Below are 15,141 nucleotides of genomic sequence, written 5' to 3' on the forward strand. Positions count from 1 at the left end.
GATAATAGAGCAAAAAAAATTATGTTTTACCAACATCCTATAAAATAAAGGATGCCATCTTGATTTTCTATCAAAATGACACCCTTCATTTATCGATTTTCTTCTTACATATTTGTTTAGCAAAAAAACATTTTAATACGCTGTCCACCCAGCATCTGCTGTAATGACAACACCATTTACAAAATCAGAATCAGCCGACGCTAAAAATAACGCGACACGAGCAATATCTTCTGGCTCGCCATTTCTTGGATTAAAATTAGCACCCGCCATCGCACGTGATACTCCGTGCTCATTAGGATTTTGGAAGCTTGCACTAATATTTGTATTCACGCCTCCAGGTGCAATCGCATTACATTTAATACCTTCCGTTGCATATTGAAAAGCGGTATTTTTCGTTAATCCAACAACTGCATGCTTAGCTGCTGTATAAGCTGCTCCAGCACGTGATCCATATAAACCACCAACAGAGGCAATATTAATAATTGTCCCTGCGCCTTTTTCAAGGAAAATTGGCATCGCTTGGCGGGTAGCACGCATTACCCCTTTTACATTCACATCAAAAACTCTATCCCATAGTTCATCTTTTATATCACCAACTGGAGAGAAGTCATCCATAATACCGGCATTATTCACTAAAATATCTAATGTACCATAGCTGTTTTGTGCGGCTTTAATTAGCTTATGAATATCCGCTTCTATCGCTACATTAGCGGTTACAGCTGTTGCTACTCCACCAAAAGCTGTAATTTCAGCAACTGTATTGCCCGCCCCTTCAAGTGTTAAATCCGATACAACTACTTTTGCTCCCTCTTTCGCAAACAGAATGGCAATTGCTTTTCCCATTCCTGATGCAGCACCCGTTACAACGGCAACTTTATCTTGTAACCTCACGAAAAAAACCTCCTCAAAGAAATGCTTACTAATTCCCTCTATTAAACATTTATCATAAAAATTCCTTTTTTACACAAAAAAACCAAGTAAATTATTTATAATCTACTTGGTTACGCTAAATTTAATTTGAAGAAAGAACGGTTTTCTTTACTTTTGGTGCGTTATTTTTCACTTGCATCATGCCTTCTAAAGCAGAATAAATTGTTTGAATGTCCGTTTCACTTAAACGCTGCTGTTGCAAGTTTTTCGTCCACTTTTTAATGGCCGACGATTTAATCACGTCTACATTCTCAGAAAAGAGCTCGATATTTTGGAAAGAGCAATCATTTGAAAATAAAACGAGTGATTCAAATACTTCTTCATTCACTTCAGCTAAATAATCCCGTAAAGCAAAGTTTAATCTTTTCGTTTCATGTACCGGATTATTAAACAATTTTGATTTATCTTTATGTAGTAGTTGCGTCCACTGAAGATCTTGTTCACGCCCATTAATCCAACCGGACATTTCTAGTATATTGATTACATAAATACCCGTTTCATGAATAAACACAGCATCAATTGGTTGTAATGCTTCATTTGTAGGAAGTTGTACATTTACTACTATTTTATGTGGACCTTTCACTTCATCCAATATCCCTACAAGCTTATGTGATGTACGAACTTTTTTATTTGTCCACACATCTAAATAGGAATAACCCGTCAATTTATAAAAGGTTGTATTGTCATGTTGATAAGTCTTCATCGCAAAAAAGCCTAAAATAGCAATAAGTACGACCATAAAAAGTAACGTCATCGTGCTCACTCCTTATATGCATAGTTATCCATTAGTTTATCAAATATCTTAACCCTTTACTATGCTCCTATGGACTACATTCTCTCGGTCATTTGACAAATAAATCTTGTGAGACAATCAAAAAGTCACTGTTTTCCCGTAATTTTTTGTAGAGAGTTTGCCCCTTCTAATATTGGATATAATTGTGATAGTGTATCAATCACATAAGTTGGTTGAATCATAGCATGCGCCTCTTTACGTGTAGGGTTCAACCAGCATGTATCAATTCCCGCCCCTGCTCCACCTATAATATCCGCGCTATAAGAATCTCCAATGATCATCGTTTTCGCAGAATCAAATTGTGGAATGCGTTCAAAAACATAATCGAAAAATGGTTTCATCGGCTTTTGATAGCCTGTATCCTCCGAGACAAACACTTGTTTAAAGTACGGTGCAAGCCCCGTTACTTGCATACGTTTTACTTGAGTATCTGAACTACCATTGGATGTAATATATAGCTCATAATTCGGTGCAATGGATTGAATCAATTCAAACGCACCTTCAACAAACACTTTACTTTCTGTTAAATAGCTACGGAACTCTGCATCTAACGCACGACCGTCTACCTTTTCTCCGAAATACTCAAACGTTTTCGCAAATCGAATTTCCATTAATTCTTCTCGCGTAATTTGTCCCTCTTCAAGTGCCTGCCAAAGCTCTGCATTAATTCCTTTATACACTTGGCGAACTTCCTCTGTAAGTGGGAATTGATGTGCTTCAAACAATTTCGGTAAAGCGATTTGTTCCGCCGCATTAAAGTCGAGCAATGTATCATCTAAATCAAATAATAAAAATTCATATTGTTTCATTTTATATCTCCATTTCCAATCATCTAACTTATTAAAGTTATCTTATTTTTTAAATCGTTCAACTATTTGCACTGTTTCTATTTACTTTATTCTATATTTCAGATAGCATTTCTTTATCTTCACTTAGTGGAACTCTAGCAAACATTCTATATTAGAATAATATCAATTACTCTAAGGTGCAATGGATTACATAGAAAGAAGGTATTACATATGGGGTTTGAATTAGATCCACAGCTTATCATTATTTTAATTTGCTTTGGCTTTCTTGCTGCATTTATTGATTCAGTTGTTGGCGGCGGCGGGCTTATTTCCTTACCTGCCTTACTATTCACTGGAATGAGTCCTTCTGCCGCGGTCGCAACGAATAAACTGGCAGGTACGATGGGTTCTTTAACAAGTACCATTTCATTTTATCGCTCGGGAAAACTCGATATTAAATCCGTCATCAAGTTTTTCCCACTCACATTTTTCGGTGCAATGATTGGGGCATGGATCGTTCATTTACTTGATCCCAATTTACTCAAGCCATTGATGCTTATTATGTTAGCTTCGGTTGCTATTTTTACTATTTTCAAAAAAGATTGGGGCAATATATCAGCGGTAAAGAAACTCTCAAAAACAAAGTTTATTTTATTTTTGATCGTTATTACCCTCATCGGATTTTATGATGGCTTTTTAGGTCCAGGTACAGGTACTTTTTTAATTTTTGCTTTTTTAATCGTAGGCTATGATTTCCTAAAGGCTGCCGGAAATGCCAAGTTATTAAACTTTGGCAGTAATATAGGGGCTCTTTTAATGTTTATTAGCCTCGGACAAATTAATTATGCCGCTGGTTTTATTATGGGAGCAGCGCAAATTGCAGGGGCCATTGTAGGTTCCCAATTTGCGATTCGACGAGGAAGCGGCTATGTACGTATCCTGTTTATCGTTGTTACTGTAACGCTCCTTATAAAAAATGCATATAATTATTTTTTAAAATAATCTAGCTTCCTATATTTACATCCGCGACATGCAAGTTAAACTCCCACCCACACTTGCTTGAATTGAAGTGGGAGTTTTACTGCTCGTTTAGGCAAAATCAATTTCTACTAAACTATAAACAAAAACCCCGGGCCAATTTAGCCTGGAGTTCCATAATAATTATTGCATTTCTTGAGTTGGGCCCATAACTGGAGGTACTGTTAATCCCGATTGGCGAAGTAAAACCGTCATTTGTCCACGGTGATGTGTTTGGTGATCAACTAATACTCGTAGTAGTTGTCCACGTTTCATCATCCCACCAAACGCTGAAACTTCTTCCACAAGCTGTTCTGCTGTTAATGCGCTAACCTCAACTTTGTATGCTTCCATAACTTTTTCATAGGCTTCAATAATCTCAGCCATTGTCTCTGGCTGCTTCATATTTGGTCCTGGTGCTGGAATTTGTAGTCCTGCAAAATGACCAAATGCACCCGCTACCCCTACTAAATGCCAAGATAACCAACCAAGTGAATTATGCCCATCTACAATGGCAACATCCATTTTGTCATTTGGAATTGCCTGCATTACCTTTAACGTGCCTTTTGCTGATGCGTTCCAATCTGAAATAAAGTCTTCTGTGTTACGATACAAACATATCATCTCCCTCAATATTGAATATTCTAATCATAGCGAAATCCAATTAATTTCGCTATAAATATGGCTCCATGCTCTTCCATATCATTATTTTTTGCTCGAATGTTTTAATATTCTTTCCTGGAATCGGACTTGTTGATGGCATTTTTTCATACGCACGCCCATTTAAGGTCGCAAGTCCAACTCGTTTTCTATAAACATCAAAAGATTTACCACCATTAAATAAGATAAGTTCGATTTGCGGATACTGCGAAAAGAGCAATTCAAAATTATTAGGTATTTCATTTTTGATCGTAGCATCTAAGCTCCCTTTACGTTCGCAGCTTTGAATTGAATCCCATAAACCTATGTGATGCTTACATAGCAATTGAATGCGCTGATCATAATCTTTAGGAATGACTACTTTCAAAATTTCCCCGATTATTGGCCAAAAATGATTGCGTGGATTGCCGTAGTACTGTTGTTTTTCTAAAGACTGCTGGCTAGGCATAGAGCCCACAATTAGTATTTTCGTCTGCTGATTAACAATGGGTGGTAATACATTTTCTATGGGCTGCATCGAATCATTTCCTTTCTAATACATTTAGTATACAAAAATTGCACATCGATTTTTCAGTTAATCGGCTGTATCGTGAAAAAATGCTATCTTTGATCGAAATCAAGATAGCATTTTCTATGGGCTGATGAAAAACAGCTTTTGGAATTATTATTTTGAAATTTTCACTTTGTGCAACTGATAAATTCCCGTAGCATCCACAGAGAAACCAGAAACATTTTTACTGTAGCCTGTTAAATAAGCTTGATGGTGAACAAATGCAGCTGGTGCTTCTGCATTAATAATTTCTTGTGCCTCTTTATAAATTGACTCACGTTTTGTATCATCTGTTTCCACCCGTCCTGCTTCCAATAGCTTATCTAGCTCTGGATTTGAGTAACGTGTACGGTTGTTATTACCGATGTCCGATGAATGGAATAATGGATAAAGCGCGCCATCTGCATCCCCAGTTGACGGTGCCCAGCCAAGCATGAACATATCATGATCGCCTTTAGATGTTTTTTCTAAATATGCACCCCACTCCATTACCTCAATGGAAACGTCAATTTTTAATTGCTTTAATGTTTCTTGTAATATAATCGCAATTTGTTGACGTTGAGGATTGTCATTTGTCCAAATTGTTGTTTTGAAGCCATCTTTAAAGCCTGCTTCTTCTAATAACTTTTTCGCTTCTTCGATATTAGTATCTTGGTGTGTCACATCTTCTGTATAGCCCCAAACCATTGGAGATAATGGACCAAATGCTGCAACACCGAAGCCATCGTAAACACCATCAATAATAGATTTACGATCTAAAGCTTTTGAAATAGCTTGTCGAACTTTTGCATTATCAAATGGTGCTTTTTCTGTATTAAAACCTAAATATGAAATAGATACAGAAGGTTGATTAATCATATTTGCAAAGCCTTCTACAAGTGGTACTTCAGTTGGCTGTACTGGGTCAATAATATGTGCATAGCCAGCCTCTAAATCTGCTGCACGTGTTTGACTTTCAGGAACTGTTTTGAATACAACCGAATCATAGGCTACTTGCTCGCCCCAATATTCTGTGTTTTTCACTAAACGAATTTCTTGACCCGGAATCCACTTATCTAATTTCACAAAACCTGTTCCGATTGGATTTTCATTTCCGTATGCGCGAGCTTCTCCGCCGCTTTCCATACGCTTGTAGTCTTCTTCAATAACTGCTGGGCTCATCATATTTCCACCTGGGTGTGTTAATGTGAACAATAATGGACCATATGGCTTTTCTGTTTTAATTTGCACAGTGTAATCATCTATTATTACAATCTCTTTAATTGGTTCAAAGTTTGAAAGGCGAGGAGATGCGATGTTTGGATCAAGAATTCGATCTAAGTTCGCTTTTACTGCTGAAGCATTAAAATCTGTTCCATCATGAAATTTTACACCTTGACGAAGCTTTAACTGTAAAGTTAATTCATCAATGTACTCCCAAGATTCTGCCAACAACGGCTCAATATCACCTGTTTCAAAATTACGAATAACTAGTGTTTCAAAGATGTTACGCTGAACATTATTAGAAGGAACGTCATTCGAGCCATGTGGATCTAACTCAACTGCTTCTGATAATACTTCTACAATTAACTCGCCGCCTGATTCGACAGTTTCGTCAACATTTGTATCAGTTTGGACACTTGAATCCGATTTTTCCCCTGTTTTAGTGTCATCCTTATCATCGTTACATGCAGCCAACATTAAAACGAATACAACCATAAATAATAGCATGCCTATACGATTTAGCTTCATTCTCTCATTCCCCCTTTTTAAAACTGAATTTTCAGTTTTTTATATTTTACCTATTTATTCTAAGCATTACAATATTATTTTCACATAATTTGTATAGACTTACTTTGTTTTAATATTAAAAAAACACAACCTTACTGTATAAAATAAAGTTGTGATTAACCTTCTATTAATTTGTGTTTCTATTAAAGACAACATTACCCGCTACTACGGTTTTTAATGCTTTGGCTTGCCGCATATCTTCTGTCGTACCTGCAAATAAATCGCGGTCAAAAATAGTGAAATCCGCGTCATAACCCACTTTAATTTGGCCGCGCTTATGCTCCTTACAAATAGCTTGCGCACTGCCTACTGTATACATTTTTACTGCCTCAAAGCGCGATACTTTTTCTTCGGGAATATATCCATCATGGGTATCACCCGATTTTTTACGCTCTACGGCAGCATAAATTGTTTCCATCGGGCTAATCGCTTCAATCGGCGCATCAGTTCCCGCAGCACACATAAGACCTTCATCTATAAATGTCTTCCAAGCATAAGCTAAGGACGTGCGTTGTGAACCAATTTTTTCTAACACCCACGGAAAATCAGAAGGCACAAACGCTGGTTGCAAGTCTAAAATAACTGGTAACTTTTTCATTCGTTCGATTTGTTCTGGTGTGACTAAACAACAGTGAATGAGTCGATCACGTTTCCCAGGAAATACCGGGTGCTTTTCTAACAATGCAAGAACTTGCTCTACACCCGCATCTCCAATCATATGAATCGCAACAGCTTCCTGATGGTCTCGAGCAAGCTTAATAAGTTGCTCCATTTGTTCATCTGTATGAATGAGCATCCCTTTACTATTTTCATCATTTGCATAGGGTGATAGCAACGCCGCTGTCGAACCACCAAAAGATCCATCTGCAAAAATTTTCATTGCACCTAGTTCTACAAAAGACTCTTGAACATCTTCATACGCATCCATCATTTCTTGGAACACATTATGATGACGAAGTAGATGAACACGGAAGTTTTGCACATTTCCTATGACGCGCTGATACGCGGTTAATGGGTTTGTATAGGGACCAAAGTAGCTCATTTCCTCGGTATGTCCACCCGTCAATCCGTGAGAAAGCATATTGTCCACCGCTTGATACAATGCTGTTTCCAAGGAGTTTATATAAGCTTCTCCTTCTTTTGGTATCGCATCCGTTATTATATTAATCGCAAGTTCATACAGTAAACCATTTAAATTCCCATCCGCATGACGTCCAATTTTACCACCAAGGGGATCACTTGTTTGCGCTGTTATATGGCCGGCAGCTAAAGCAGTTGAATTCGCTAGCACAACATGATGACAGACACGCGTCAATAGTATCGGAACTTTTGAAATTTTATCTAGCTCTTCTTTTGTAGGAATAAGCCCATCATAAAAATTATTTTCATTCCAGCCTTCACCCAATAGCCATTGTCCTGCTTCTAGTGTTTTTGCAGCTTCACTTACGAGTGCTAGTATTTGCTCGGCGGATGTTGCCTGTGATAAATCGAGACGTTGTAGCTTTTCACCATGGGCTATCATATGCAAATGGCTATCCACAAAACCTGGATACATCGTTGCACCATGTAGATCAATAACTTCATCCGCTTGATTTTTCAATGCTTCAAATGTTCCCACAGCTCGAATTTCACCTTCTTCTACAAGGACCGCCTCTACTGTTGAAAATTCACTTTCCATTGTATAAATGATGCCATTTGTCCAAAGTTGGTTCATTTCCTTAGTCCCCTTACTCCATTTTGAAGTTTTCTCGATTATACGGTTCGCCGATCATCATGTGATCCAAAATCGATTCGTATGAGCCTTTATGAATAAATGTGACTTCCTGTAATTTTGGGAAGTTTTCAAAATAAGATTTGACTAATGTCTCTACAAACATACTTGCCCCTGCTGAGCCTTGAATTGTGTAAATATCATCACCTAAATTTAATACTAAACTTTTATTATCTTGTTCAAATTTGTAATCAATAAGCGCGACTTCATGCTCATTCACTTTATCAAATATAAATTTCACCAAATCTTTATCTTTACTCGGATATTTTTCTTCAAACGGCATCGTAAACTCGGCATTAGCATCCGATTTGTATAATACAATTGTTTTATCTTTAGCACTTCCTTGTGTGTTATCTTTTGGCTCCGATGATTCCGTTCCGCAAGCCACCAATAACAACATGACCATCATTAGCATTACTAACTTTTTCATACTATCCAACTCCTTTTGTTATTTAATTTTCTATTAATAACCATAGCGAATTCATCATACTTTTTCAAATACGTGAACATTACTGTCCTCTTTAAAATATGCCACTTAAAAGATAAATCGCTGTTCCCCAAATAAATAGCGCAGAAATTTTATTAAATAAGGCAAAAACAGTCATAGAAATTTTCATCTTTTTTAGTAGCGCCCCTGTGGACATTAAACCCAAAAACCATAGCCATGAAACGAGCACACAGGCCAAAATAAATAGCCATTGTTCATTTCCACTATATTTCACAGCATTCGTACCAATCACACCGATTGTATCAAGTAATGCATGTGGATTTAGTAATGACACGGACAATGCAAAAAGTACTTGTTTTTTTATCGGCATCGCCTGCTGATTTTCAATCTTTGCTGGATCAGAACGCCAAATAATAAATCCTATATAGCCTAGAAATAAAATACCTCCAATTAATAAAATAAGACGTAACCATTCGAATTGCAGCACAATTAAAGATACACCTAGACTTGCTAACACAATTAAAATTGTATCACTAATGGCGGCTGTAATCGCTGCTGGTAACGCGCGTAAAAGCGTTGGCTGCATCACACCTTGCGTAAAAACAAACACATTTTGTACACCACGGCAAAATTAATCCAAATGCTAAAATAATTCCATGAAATATTGGTTCCAAGAAATTCACCCCTCTCAAAAACAATGTTAGAAAAATAAAAAGTAAAACACAATACAAACAGAATATAAAATATTTTCAAAAAATATTGACAGTTATAATCCATTCAACTAATATTAAGGGACACTAAATAATGTAAAAAGGAAAAGGAGGCTATGACGATGATGAATACAGTAATTGTTAACTCGCAACACAACTATACAATTTCATATCGTCCAAGCCAAAACTACTTATTATGTTATGCATAAGCGCGTAATCAGAAGGTAGCACAGGTATGGACTTACCTGTGCCCTTTTTCGTTTTGACACCTATTCGGAAAATCGGATTGGTGTCTTTTTTGTTGGATAAATCATTGATTCAACAAATTACTCGACGCTACATTAGTGTAAAAACACTTTAGGAGGGCTCTGCTATGAAAAATTGTATGCAAAGAAAACTATTAAGAAACGATCGAACAGATGATGGGTAGCACATTTACAACTACGGGGAGAGAAGGTTAAAACATGTTTAGCGTACTTTTTAAATTAAAATGGTTTTTCAAACAATACCGAAAGCAATATACGATTGCTATCACCTTACTTATGATTGCGAGTGTAGTCGAAGTATTGCCTCCATGGATTTTAGGTGAGGCAATCGATGCAATGACAGAAGGTGAAATGACAAGTGAACTTTTAGCTAAATATATCGCATTTATCTTAGGGGCAGCTTTAATTAGTTATGCACTTAACTATGTATGGCAATATCAATTATTCGGTGGCTCCATTACACTCGATCGAATCTTACGTAAACGGTTGATGCAACAATTTTTAAATATGACACCTACGTTTTATGAAAAAAATCGTACGGGTGACTTAATGGCCAAAGCAACAAATGATCTAAACTCAGTCACTTTAACAGCTGGTTTCGGGATTATGACACTAATTGATTCCACTGTTTTTATGGGGCTTATTATTTTAGCAATGGGCTTCTTTATTTCTTGGAAGCTGACATTTTTTGCGATGCTACCAATTCCAATTATGGCCGTCATCATTCAATATTTAGGGAAAATCGTACATGAACGTTATATGACTGCACAGCATGCATTTGGTGAGATGAACGATAATGTTCTAGAATCTGTTGCTGGTACACGTGTTATTCGTGCCTATGTTCAAGAAAAAGAGGATGAACAACGTTTCGCTGATATGAGTGAGGATGTTTTCAATAAAAACATGCACGTTGCCTATATTAACGGGATGTTTATGCCGATCACGAAAATCGGAACAGGTATTTGTTATGTCATTGCACTTGGCTATGGGGCTGTACTAGTTTCTCATGGGGAGCTTTCAGTAGGTCAGCTTGTTTCATTTAACGTTTATTTAGGTTTGGCGGTATGGCCAATGTTCGCAATTGGTGAGCTTATTAACGTGATGCAGCAAGGGAGTGCTTCTTTAGACCGGGTTCAAGAGACGCTTGAGTATGAGGCAGATGTTCAAAATCCAGCATCGCCAAAATCATATGCGATCCCAAATTCAATTGGATTTGATAACTTCACATTCCAATATCCACTATCTCAAATGAAAAATTTACAGCAAATTTCACTGAACTTGAAAAAAGGGCAAACGCTTGGCATTGTCGGAAAAACAGGTGCGGGTAAAACGACATTCATTCGTCAATTACTACGTGAGTATCCCCTTGGTGATGGAAACATCATCATCAATGATACGAACATTTCGAATATGACGAAAGAACAAGTTTTAGACTGGATTGGCTATGTTCCACAAGATCACACACTATTCTCACGTACCATTCGTGAAAATATATTGTTTGGTAAGGAAGATGCAACATCTGAGGAAATTAATGAAGCAATCCGACTTGCTGACTTTAAAAAGGATTTAACGAATTTACCGATGGGTATTGAAACGCTTGTTGGTGAAAAAGGGGTTTCCCTATCCGGCGGACAAAAGCAGCGTGTTTCGATCGCTCGCGCCTTAATTAAAGATCCGGAAATCTTAATTTTAGATGATTCATTATCTGCTGTTGATGCGAAAACGGAATCAAAAATTATCGAAAATATTCAAACAGAGCGTGCTGGTAAAACGACGATTATTTCAACACACCGTCTCTCAGGTATTCAACATGCCGACGAGGTAATTGTGCTAGATGATGGCATGATTGTAGAACGTGGTACACATGAACAGCTCCTTACTTTAGGTGGTTGGTATAAAGAGCAATTTGATCGCCAGCAGCTAGAGGAGGTGAGCGAATGAGTACATCAAAAAGATTGTATTTATACGCTATAAAATTTAAATCACCGATACTAATCGGTTTAATCTTATTAACGCTTGCAGTAGTAGCGGATATCATGGGACCGTTCATTGCGAAATATATCATTGACAACTATATGGCGCCTGGTAGCTTACAGGCTGAACCGATTATTTGGCTACTTTCTGTATTCTTCCTGCTTGCTGTAATGACAGCGGTGTTCCGTTATTTTATGAACATCTACTTACAGCGCGGGGCTAACCGTGTCGTACAGCAATTGCGTAAAGATGTTTTTGGACATATTCAAAAGCTTCCAATCGAGTACTTTGACAACTTGCCTGCTGGAAAAGTTGTTGCCCGTGTTACGAACGATACAGAAGCAATTCGTAATCTTTATGTGACAGTACTTTCCCAGTTTGCTACAAGCTTCATTACTATTGCAGGGGTTTATGTGGCACTGTTTATCTTAAACTGGAAAATGGCACTTGTTGCACTTATTTTAATTCCGATTGTGTATGCATGGATGATTTTATACCGTAAATATGCCTCTCAATACAATCATGTTATCCGCACAAAAATTGCGGATATTAATGCCATGATTAATGAATCGATTAACGGCATGACAATCATTCAAGCATTCCGTCGTGAGGAACAAATGAAGCATGAGTTTGATGAAATGAACAATGAACATTACGAATACCATCGTAAATTACTTGTCCTAGACTCGGCTACTTCTCATAACTTAGTAAATATTTTACGTTTAGCGATGTTTGCTGTGTTTGTATTTTACTTTGGTACACAATCGATGACGTTACCAGAAGCTGTTTCTGCAGGAACGCTATATGCTTTTGTTGATTACATTACACGTCTTTTTAATCCCATCACAAACTTAGTGAACCAATTTTCACAGCTAGAGCGTTCACTTGTTGCTGGTTCTCGTGTATTTGAGCTGTTAGAGCAACCCGGGGAAAATGTAAGTGAAACACGTATTGAACGCTACACAGGGAATGTTGTGTTCGATAATGTTTCATTCGCTTATAAAAACGATGAATACGTATTAAAAAACATCCAATTCGAGGCAAAACAAGGGGAAACAATTGCACTCGTTGGGCATACAGGTTCAGGAAAAAGTTCGATTATGAATTTATTATTCCGCTTCTATGATCCACAAAAAGGTCGCATCATTATTGACGGGCAGGATATTACAAAGCTTCCTCGTCAAGCAATTCGCCAGCATATGGGGATCGTTTTACAAGACCCTTACTTGTTTACAGGTACGATTGAAACGAATGTTAGCTTAAATGATGAACGTATCTCGCGTGAAACCGTGGAAAAAGCACTTGCTGCAGTTGGTGGAGATCGTGTTCTAGCAAAACTAGAACATGGCATAGATGAGCCAGTTATTGAAAAAGGAAGTACGCTTTCTTCTGGTCAGCGTCAGCTTATTTCATTCGCACGTGCGCTTGCCTTTGATCCAGCAATTTTAATTTTGGATGAAGCGACATCAAATATTGACTCCGAAACTGAGGAAATTATTCAGCATGCGATGGACGTTTTAAAGCAAGGACGCACAACATTTATCATTGCACACCGACTTTCAACGATTAAAAATGCAGATAAGATTTTAGTGTTAGACCGCGGTGAAATTGTTGAGCAAGGTTCACATGATGAACTCGTTGCATTAGGTGGGAAATATGAGCTGATGTATCGTTTACAATCTGGGGCACTTGCTTAAATTAAATTTTTGAGACTTTCACTTTAAAATAGTCTAAGAAATGTTTGGAGGTTACATTTTGTTACTGTACTTTTGAAATATATCATCTATCTCATAATTGTATTAATTAATTAGGAGCTGATATATGATGATATACAAAAATGATGTTGTTGGCATTTCGTCTACTATGTTGAATGGCTTTTTCGTGGATTGGCCTAATCCTCCAAATCCACAAACGCACTTAAAACTATTGAAAAATAGCAATAAAGTGGTCATTGCGTTCGATGAAGATACAAATCAAGTTGTTGGATTTATAACTGCAATTAGTGATGGCGTTCTATCAGCCTACATTCCGTTCCTTGAAGTTTTACCAGCGTATAAAAACACAGGTATTGGCAAGGAATTAGTAAAACGCTTGTTGAAAGAACTTGATGATATTTATATGATTGATCTGTGCTGTGATGATAACTTAATTCCTTACTATGAAAACTTTGGAATGATAAAATCAAACGGCATGCTCGTAAGGAATTATGAAATGCAATCTGGAATTTCAAACAAATAACCAAAAAACGCTCGGATATTCTCCGAGCGTTTTTGTGTGCTTCTTAAACGGGCTATATCCCCATTATAAAAGCTGTAATGTTGTAATGCATGTACCATCTTCTTCAAAAGTTGTAAATCCACCCTCTACTTTTTTACCGTCATGCTCGATTTGAATAATGTATACCTGATTACGAGGTAGCCATAAATCGAAGAAACCATTTTCTAACGTCGTAAGTTTCTCGTCTACAATGATTTCTCCTTTTTCATTTTCAATAAATACATCAAATTCCTTACTGACTAATTCACCTTGACACCCTGTTAAGCTATGGTTTGTACATGGATGTGTTTGATTAATATACGGTGCAATCGAAACGAAAAACTCTTCCTCTGGTAAATCATATGTCGTCTCATTACCATCTTTATCCGTTACGATTAACTGTGTTGATGTAATCGAAGCTTGCTCATCTGTTATTTTATTCGAGCTATAACTTGCTACTAATGCCTTAATATCCTCTGTTTGCCCTTGTGTCGTTGTAGGTTCTTTAGTTTCAGGTTGTGACGTAGAAGGTTCTACTGGTGCTGGAGATTGTCCTCCCTCTGTCCCTTTTTCCTCACCACATGCTGCGAGTATACCTACCGCGAGCAATGCTACTGATAATAATTTAATCTTCATTAAAATATCCCCTTTCTAGCCTTATCCAACTCATTGTAAATCAAACTGTCTGAAATTGTTGTGGAAAATTGGTGAACTTCACGTAAAGGAAAAAACATATCTCGTACTTAATAGCGCTTGATCTGTCTTTCATTTAACGCTAAATTTTTTTTCGGTCCCTTAGTCAACATCTACTTTTTAGTTAGAAAAGCGAGTTGGGCATCTTGTAGTGCTTTTCTTAATGTAGGCATTGTTGCCGGTCCAACACCGTGTAGCTTCAAAATTTCCTTTTCTGAAAACCCCGATAAGTGTTCTAACGTCGTAATTCCTTCATGCTCCAACGCTCTTCTTGCAGGTGCTGAAAGTGTTGCTAAAAATCCCGCTGTTGGTTTTTTCGCTGCTTCACAAACAGGACATGTTGGGCAGTCACTGCTTTTATAATAATTATGTCCTTGTGGGCATGTTCTTACTGTTTTTTCGGATTTCATCATATTCGTCACCTCAACTTATTTTTATGTAACTAGTACTGATACAACAATCATATCAAATGTCTGGACAATGAAGGAAAAAAAGGAACCCTCTTTACGAAGGCT

At 37.3% G+C, this 15,141-nt stretch carries 14 protein-coding genes and 1 pseudogene; 4 read left to right on the forward strand and 11 right to left on the reverse strand.

Features of this window, described 5'->3' with window-relative positions:
* Positions 1-132: 132 nt before the first annotated feature.
* The 3 genes from CSE16_RS20030 to CSE16_RS20040 all read right to left on the reverse strand — a co-directional run bounded on the left by CSE16_RS20030 (position 133) and on the right by CSE16_RS20040 (position 2,532).
* Positions 133-891, reverse strand: a complete 759-nt coding sequence (locus tag CSE16_RS20030) for an SDR family oxidoreductase (RefSeq protein WP_099425499.1) — start codon at positions 889-891, stop codon at positions 133-135.
* A 121-nt stretch (positions 892-1,012) separates the two neighbouring features.
* Complete coding sequence (locus CSE16_RS20035) at positions 1,013-1,684, reverse strand: nuclease-related domain-containing protein (RefSeq protein WP_099425500.1); 672 nt, start codon at positions 1,682-1,684, stop codon at positions 1,013-1,015.
* Between the two features lie 125 nt (positions 1,685-1,809).
* A complete protein-coding gene (locus tag CSE16_RS20040; RefSeq protein WP_099425501.1) occupies positions 1,810-2,532 on the reverse strand; it encodes a YjjG family noncanonical pyrimidine nucleotidase in 723 nt (240 codons plus the stop codon).
* A 210-nt stretch (positions 2,533-2,742) separates the two neighbouring features.
* Here CSE16_RS20040 and CSE16_RS20045 point away from each other — a divergent pair, with 210 nt between their 5' ends.
* Positions 2,743-3,513, forward strand: coding sequence for a TSUP family transporter (locus CSE16_RS20045; protein ID WP_099425502.1), 771 nt, complete (start codon positions 2,743-2,745; stop codon positions 3,511-3,513).
* 159 nt (positions 3,514-3,672) lie between these two features.
* Here CSE16_RS20045 and CSE16_RS20050 read toward each other — a convergent pair whose 3' ends face one another.
* The 6 genes and pseudogenes from CSE16_RS20050 to CSE16_RS20075 form a co-directional block, all read right to left on the reverse strand.
* Complete coding sequence (locus CSE16_RS20050; RefSeq protein WP_099425503.1) at positions 3,673-4,143, reverse strand: DinB family protein; 471 nt, start codon at positions 4,141-4,143, stop codon at positions 3,673-3,675.
* Between the two features lie 58 nt (positions 4,144-4,201).
* Entirely contained in the window at positions 4,202-4,705 is a 504-nt protein-coding gene (locus CSE16_RS20055; RefSeq protein ID WP_099425504.1) for a DNA-deoxyinosine glycosylase, read from the reverse strand.
* A 147-nt stretch (positions 4,706-4,852) separates the two neighbouring features.
* Entirely contained in the window at positions 4,853-6,469 is a 1,617-nt protein-coding gene (locus CSE16_RS20060; protein ID WP_099425505.1) for a glutathione ABC transporter substrate-binding protein, read from the reverse strand.
* A 166-nt stretch (positions 6,470-6,635) separates the two neighbouring features.
* Entirely contained in the window at positions 6,636-8,222 is a 1,587-nt protein-coding gene (locus tag CSE16_RS20065) for an amidohydrolase (RefSeq protein ID WP_099425506.1), read from the reverse strand.
* A gap of 13 nt (positions 8,223-8,235) precedes the next feature.
* Positions 8,236-8,709 carry a fructose-2,6-bisphosphatase gene (locus CSE16_RS20070; RefSeq protein ID WP_099425507.1) on the reverse strand — a complete coding sequence of 158 codons (474 nt, stop codon included), beginning with the start codon at positions 8,707-8,709 and terminating at the stop codon, positions 8,236-8,238.
* A gap of 91 nt (positions 8,710-8,800) precedes the next feature.
* A pseudogene (locus CSE16_RS20075) lies at positions 8,801-9,401 on the reverse strand (LysE/ArgO family amino acid transporter).
* 500 nt (positions 9,402-9,901) lie between these two features.
* Here CSE16_RS20075 and CSE16_RS20080 point away from each other — a divergent pair.
* From CSE16_RS20080 to CSE16_RS20090, 3 genes are all read left to right on the forward strand, one after another.
* Complete coding sequence (locus CSE16_RS20080) at positions 9,902-11,644, forward strand: ABC transporter ATP-binding protein (RefSeq protein WP_099425508.1); 1,743 nt, start codon at positions 9,902-9,904, stop codon at positions 11,642-11,644.
* Entirely contained in the window at positions 11,641-13,374 is a 1,734-nt protein-coding gene (locus tag CSE16_RS20085) for an ABC transporter ATP-binding protein (protein WP_099425509.1), read from the forward strand. Before CSE16_RS20080 ends, CSE16_RS20085 begins: the two co-directional genes overlap by 4 nt.
* Positions 13,375-13,501: 127 nt before the next feature.
* Positions 13,502-13,915 (forward strand): GNAT family N-acetyltransferase, encoded by a 414-nt coding sequence (locus CSE16_RS20090; protein WP_099425898.1) that lies wholly within the window; start codon positions 13,502-13,504, stop codon positions 13,913-13,915.
* Between the two features lie 63 nt (positions 13,916-13,978).
* Here CSE16_RS20090 and CSE16_RS20095 read toward each other — a convergent pair whose 3' ends face one another.
* Together CSE16_RS20095 and CSE16_RS20100 are read right to left on the reverse strand one after the other, a co-directional pair.
* Positions 13,979-14,569 (reverse strand): CueP family metal-binding protein, encoded by a 591-nt coding sequence (locus CSE16_RS20095; protein WP_099425510.1) that lies wholly within the window; start codon positions 14,567-14,569, stop codon positions 13,979-13,981.
* Positions 14,570-14,739: 170 nt separating this feature from the next.
* Positions 14,740-15,036 (reverse strand): RNA polymerase alpha subunit C-terminal domain-containing protein, encoded by a 297-nt coding sequence (locus CSE16_RS20100; protein ID WP_099425511.1) that lies wholly within the window; start codon positions 15,034-15,036, stop codon positions 14,740-14,742.
* Positions 15,037-15,141 lie beyond the last annotated feature (105 nt).

The sequence above is a fragment of the Solibacillus sp. R5-41 genome, from assembly GCF_002736105.1.
In the GTDB taxonomy this organism is placed as follows: domain Bacteria; phylum Bacillota; class Bacilli; order Bacillales_A; family Planococcaceae; genus Solibacillus.

Bases quoted from the DNA above. Each gene is read 5' to 3' on its own strand.
- CSE16_RS20035 (WP_099425500.1), bottom strand. From the start codon at position 1,684: ATGACGTTACTTTTTATGGTCGTACTTATTGCTATTTTAGGCTTTTTT.
- CSE16_RS20040 (WP_099425501.1), bottom strand. From the start codon at position 2,532: ATGAAACAATATGAATTTTTATTATTTGATTTAGATGATACATTGCTC.
- CSE16_RS20045 (WP_099425502.1), top strand. From the start codon at position 2,743: ATGGGGTTTGAATTAGATCCACAGCTTATCATTATTTTAATTTGCTTT.
- CSE16_RS20055 (WP_099425504.1), bottom strand. From the start codon at position 4,705: ATGCAGCCCATAGAAAATGTATTACCACCCATTGTTAATCAGCAGACG.
- CSE16_RS20060 (WP_099425505.1), bottom strand. From the start codon at position 6,469: ATGAAGCTAAATCGTATAGGCATGCTATTATTTATGGTTGTATTCGTT.
- CSE16_RS20065 (WP_099425506.1), bottom strand. From the start codon at position 8,222: ATGAACCAACTTTGGACAAATGGCATCATTTATACAATGGAAAGTGAA.
- CSE16_RS20070 (WP_099425507.1), bottom strand. From the start codon at position 8,709: ATGAAAAAGTTAGTAATGCTAATGATGGTCATGTTGTTATTGGTGGCT.
- CSE16_RS20080 (WP_099425508.1), top strand. From the start codon at position 9,902: ATGTTTAGCGTACTTTTTAAATTAAAATGGTTTTTCAAACAATACCGA.
- CSE16_RS20085 (WP_099425509.1), top strand. From the start codon at position 11,641: ATGAGTACATCAAAAAGATTGTATTTATACGCTATAAAATTTAAATCA.
- CSE16_RS20090 (WP_099425898.1), top strand. From the start codon at position 13,502: ATGATATACAAAAATGATGTTGTTGGCATTTCGTCTACTATGTTGAAT.
- CSE16_RS20095 (WP_099425510.1), bottom strand. From the start codon at position 14,569: ATGAAGATTAAATTATTATCAGTAGCATTGCTCGCGGTAGGTATACTC.
- CSE16_RS20100 (WP_099425511.1), bottom strand. From the start codon at position 15,036: ATGAAATCCGAAAAAACAGTAAGAACATGCCCACAAGGACATAATTAT.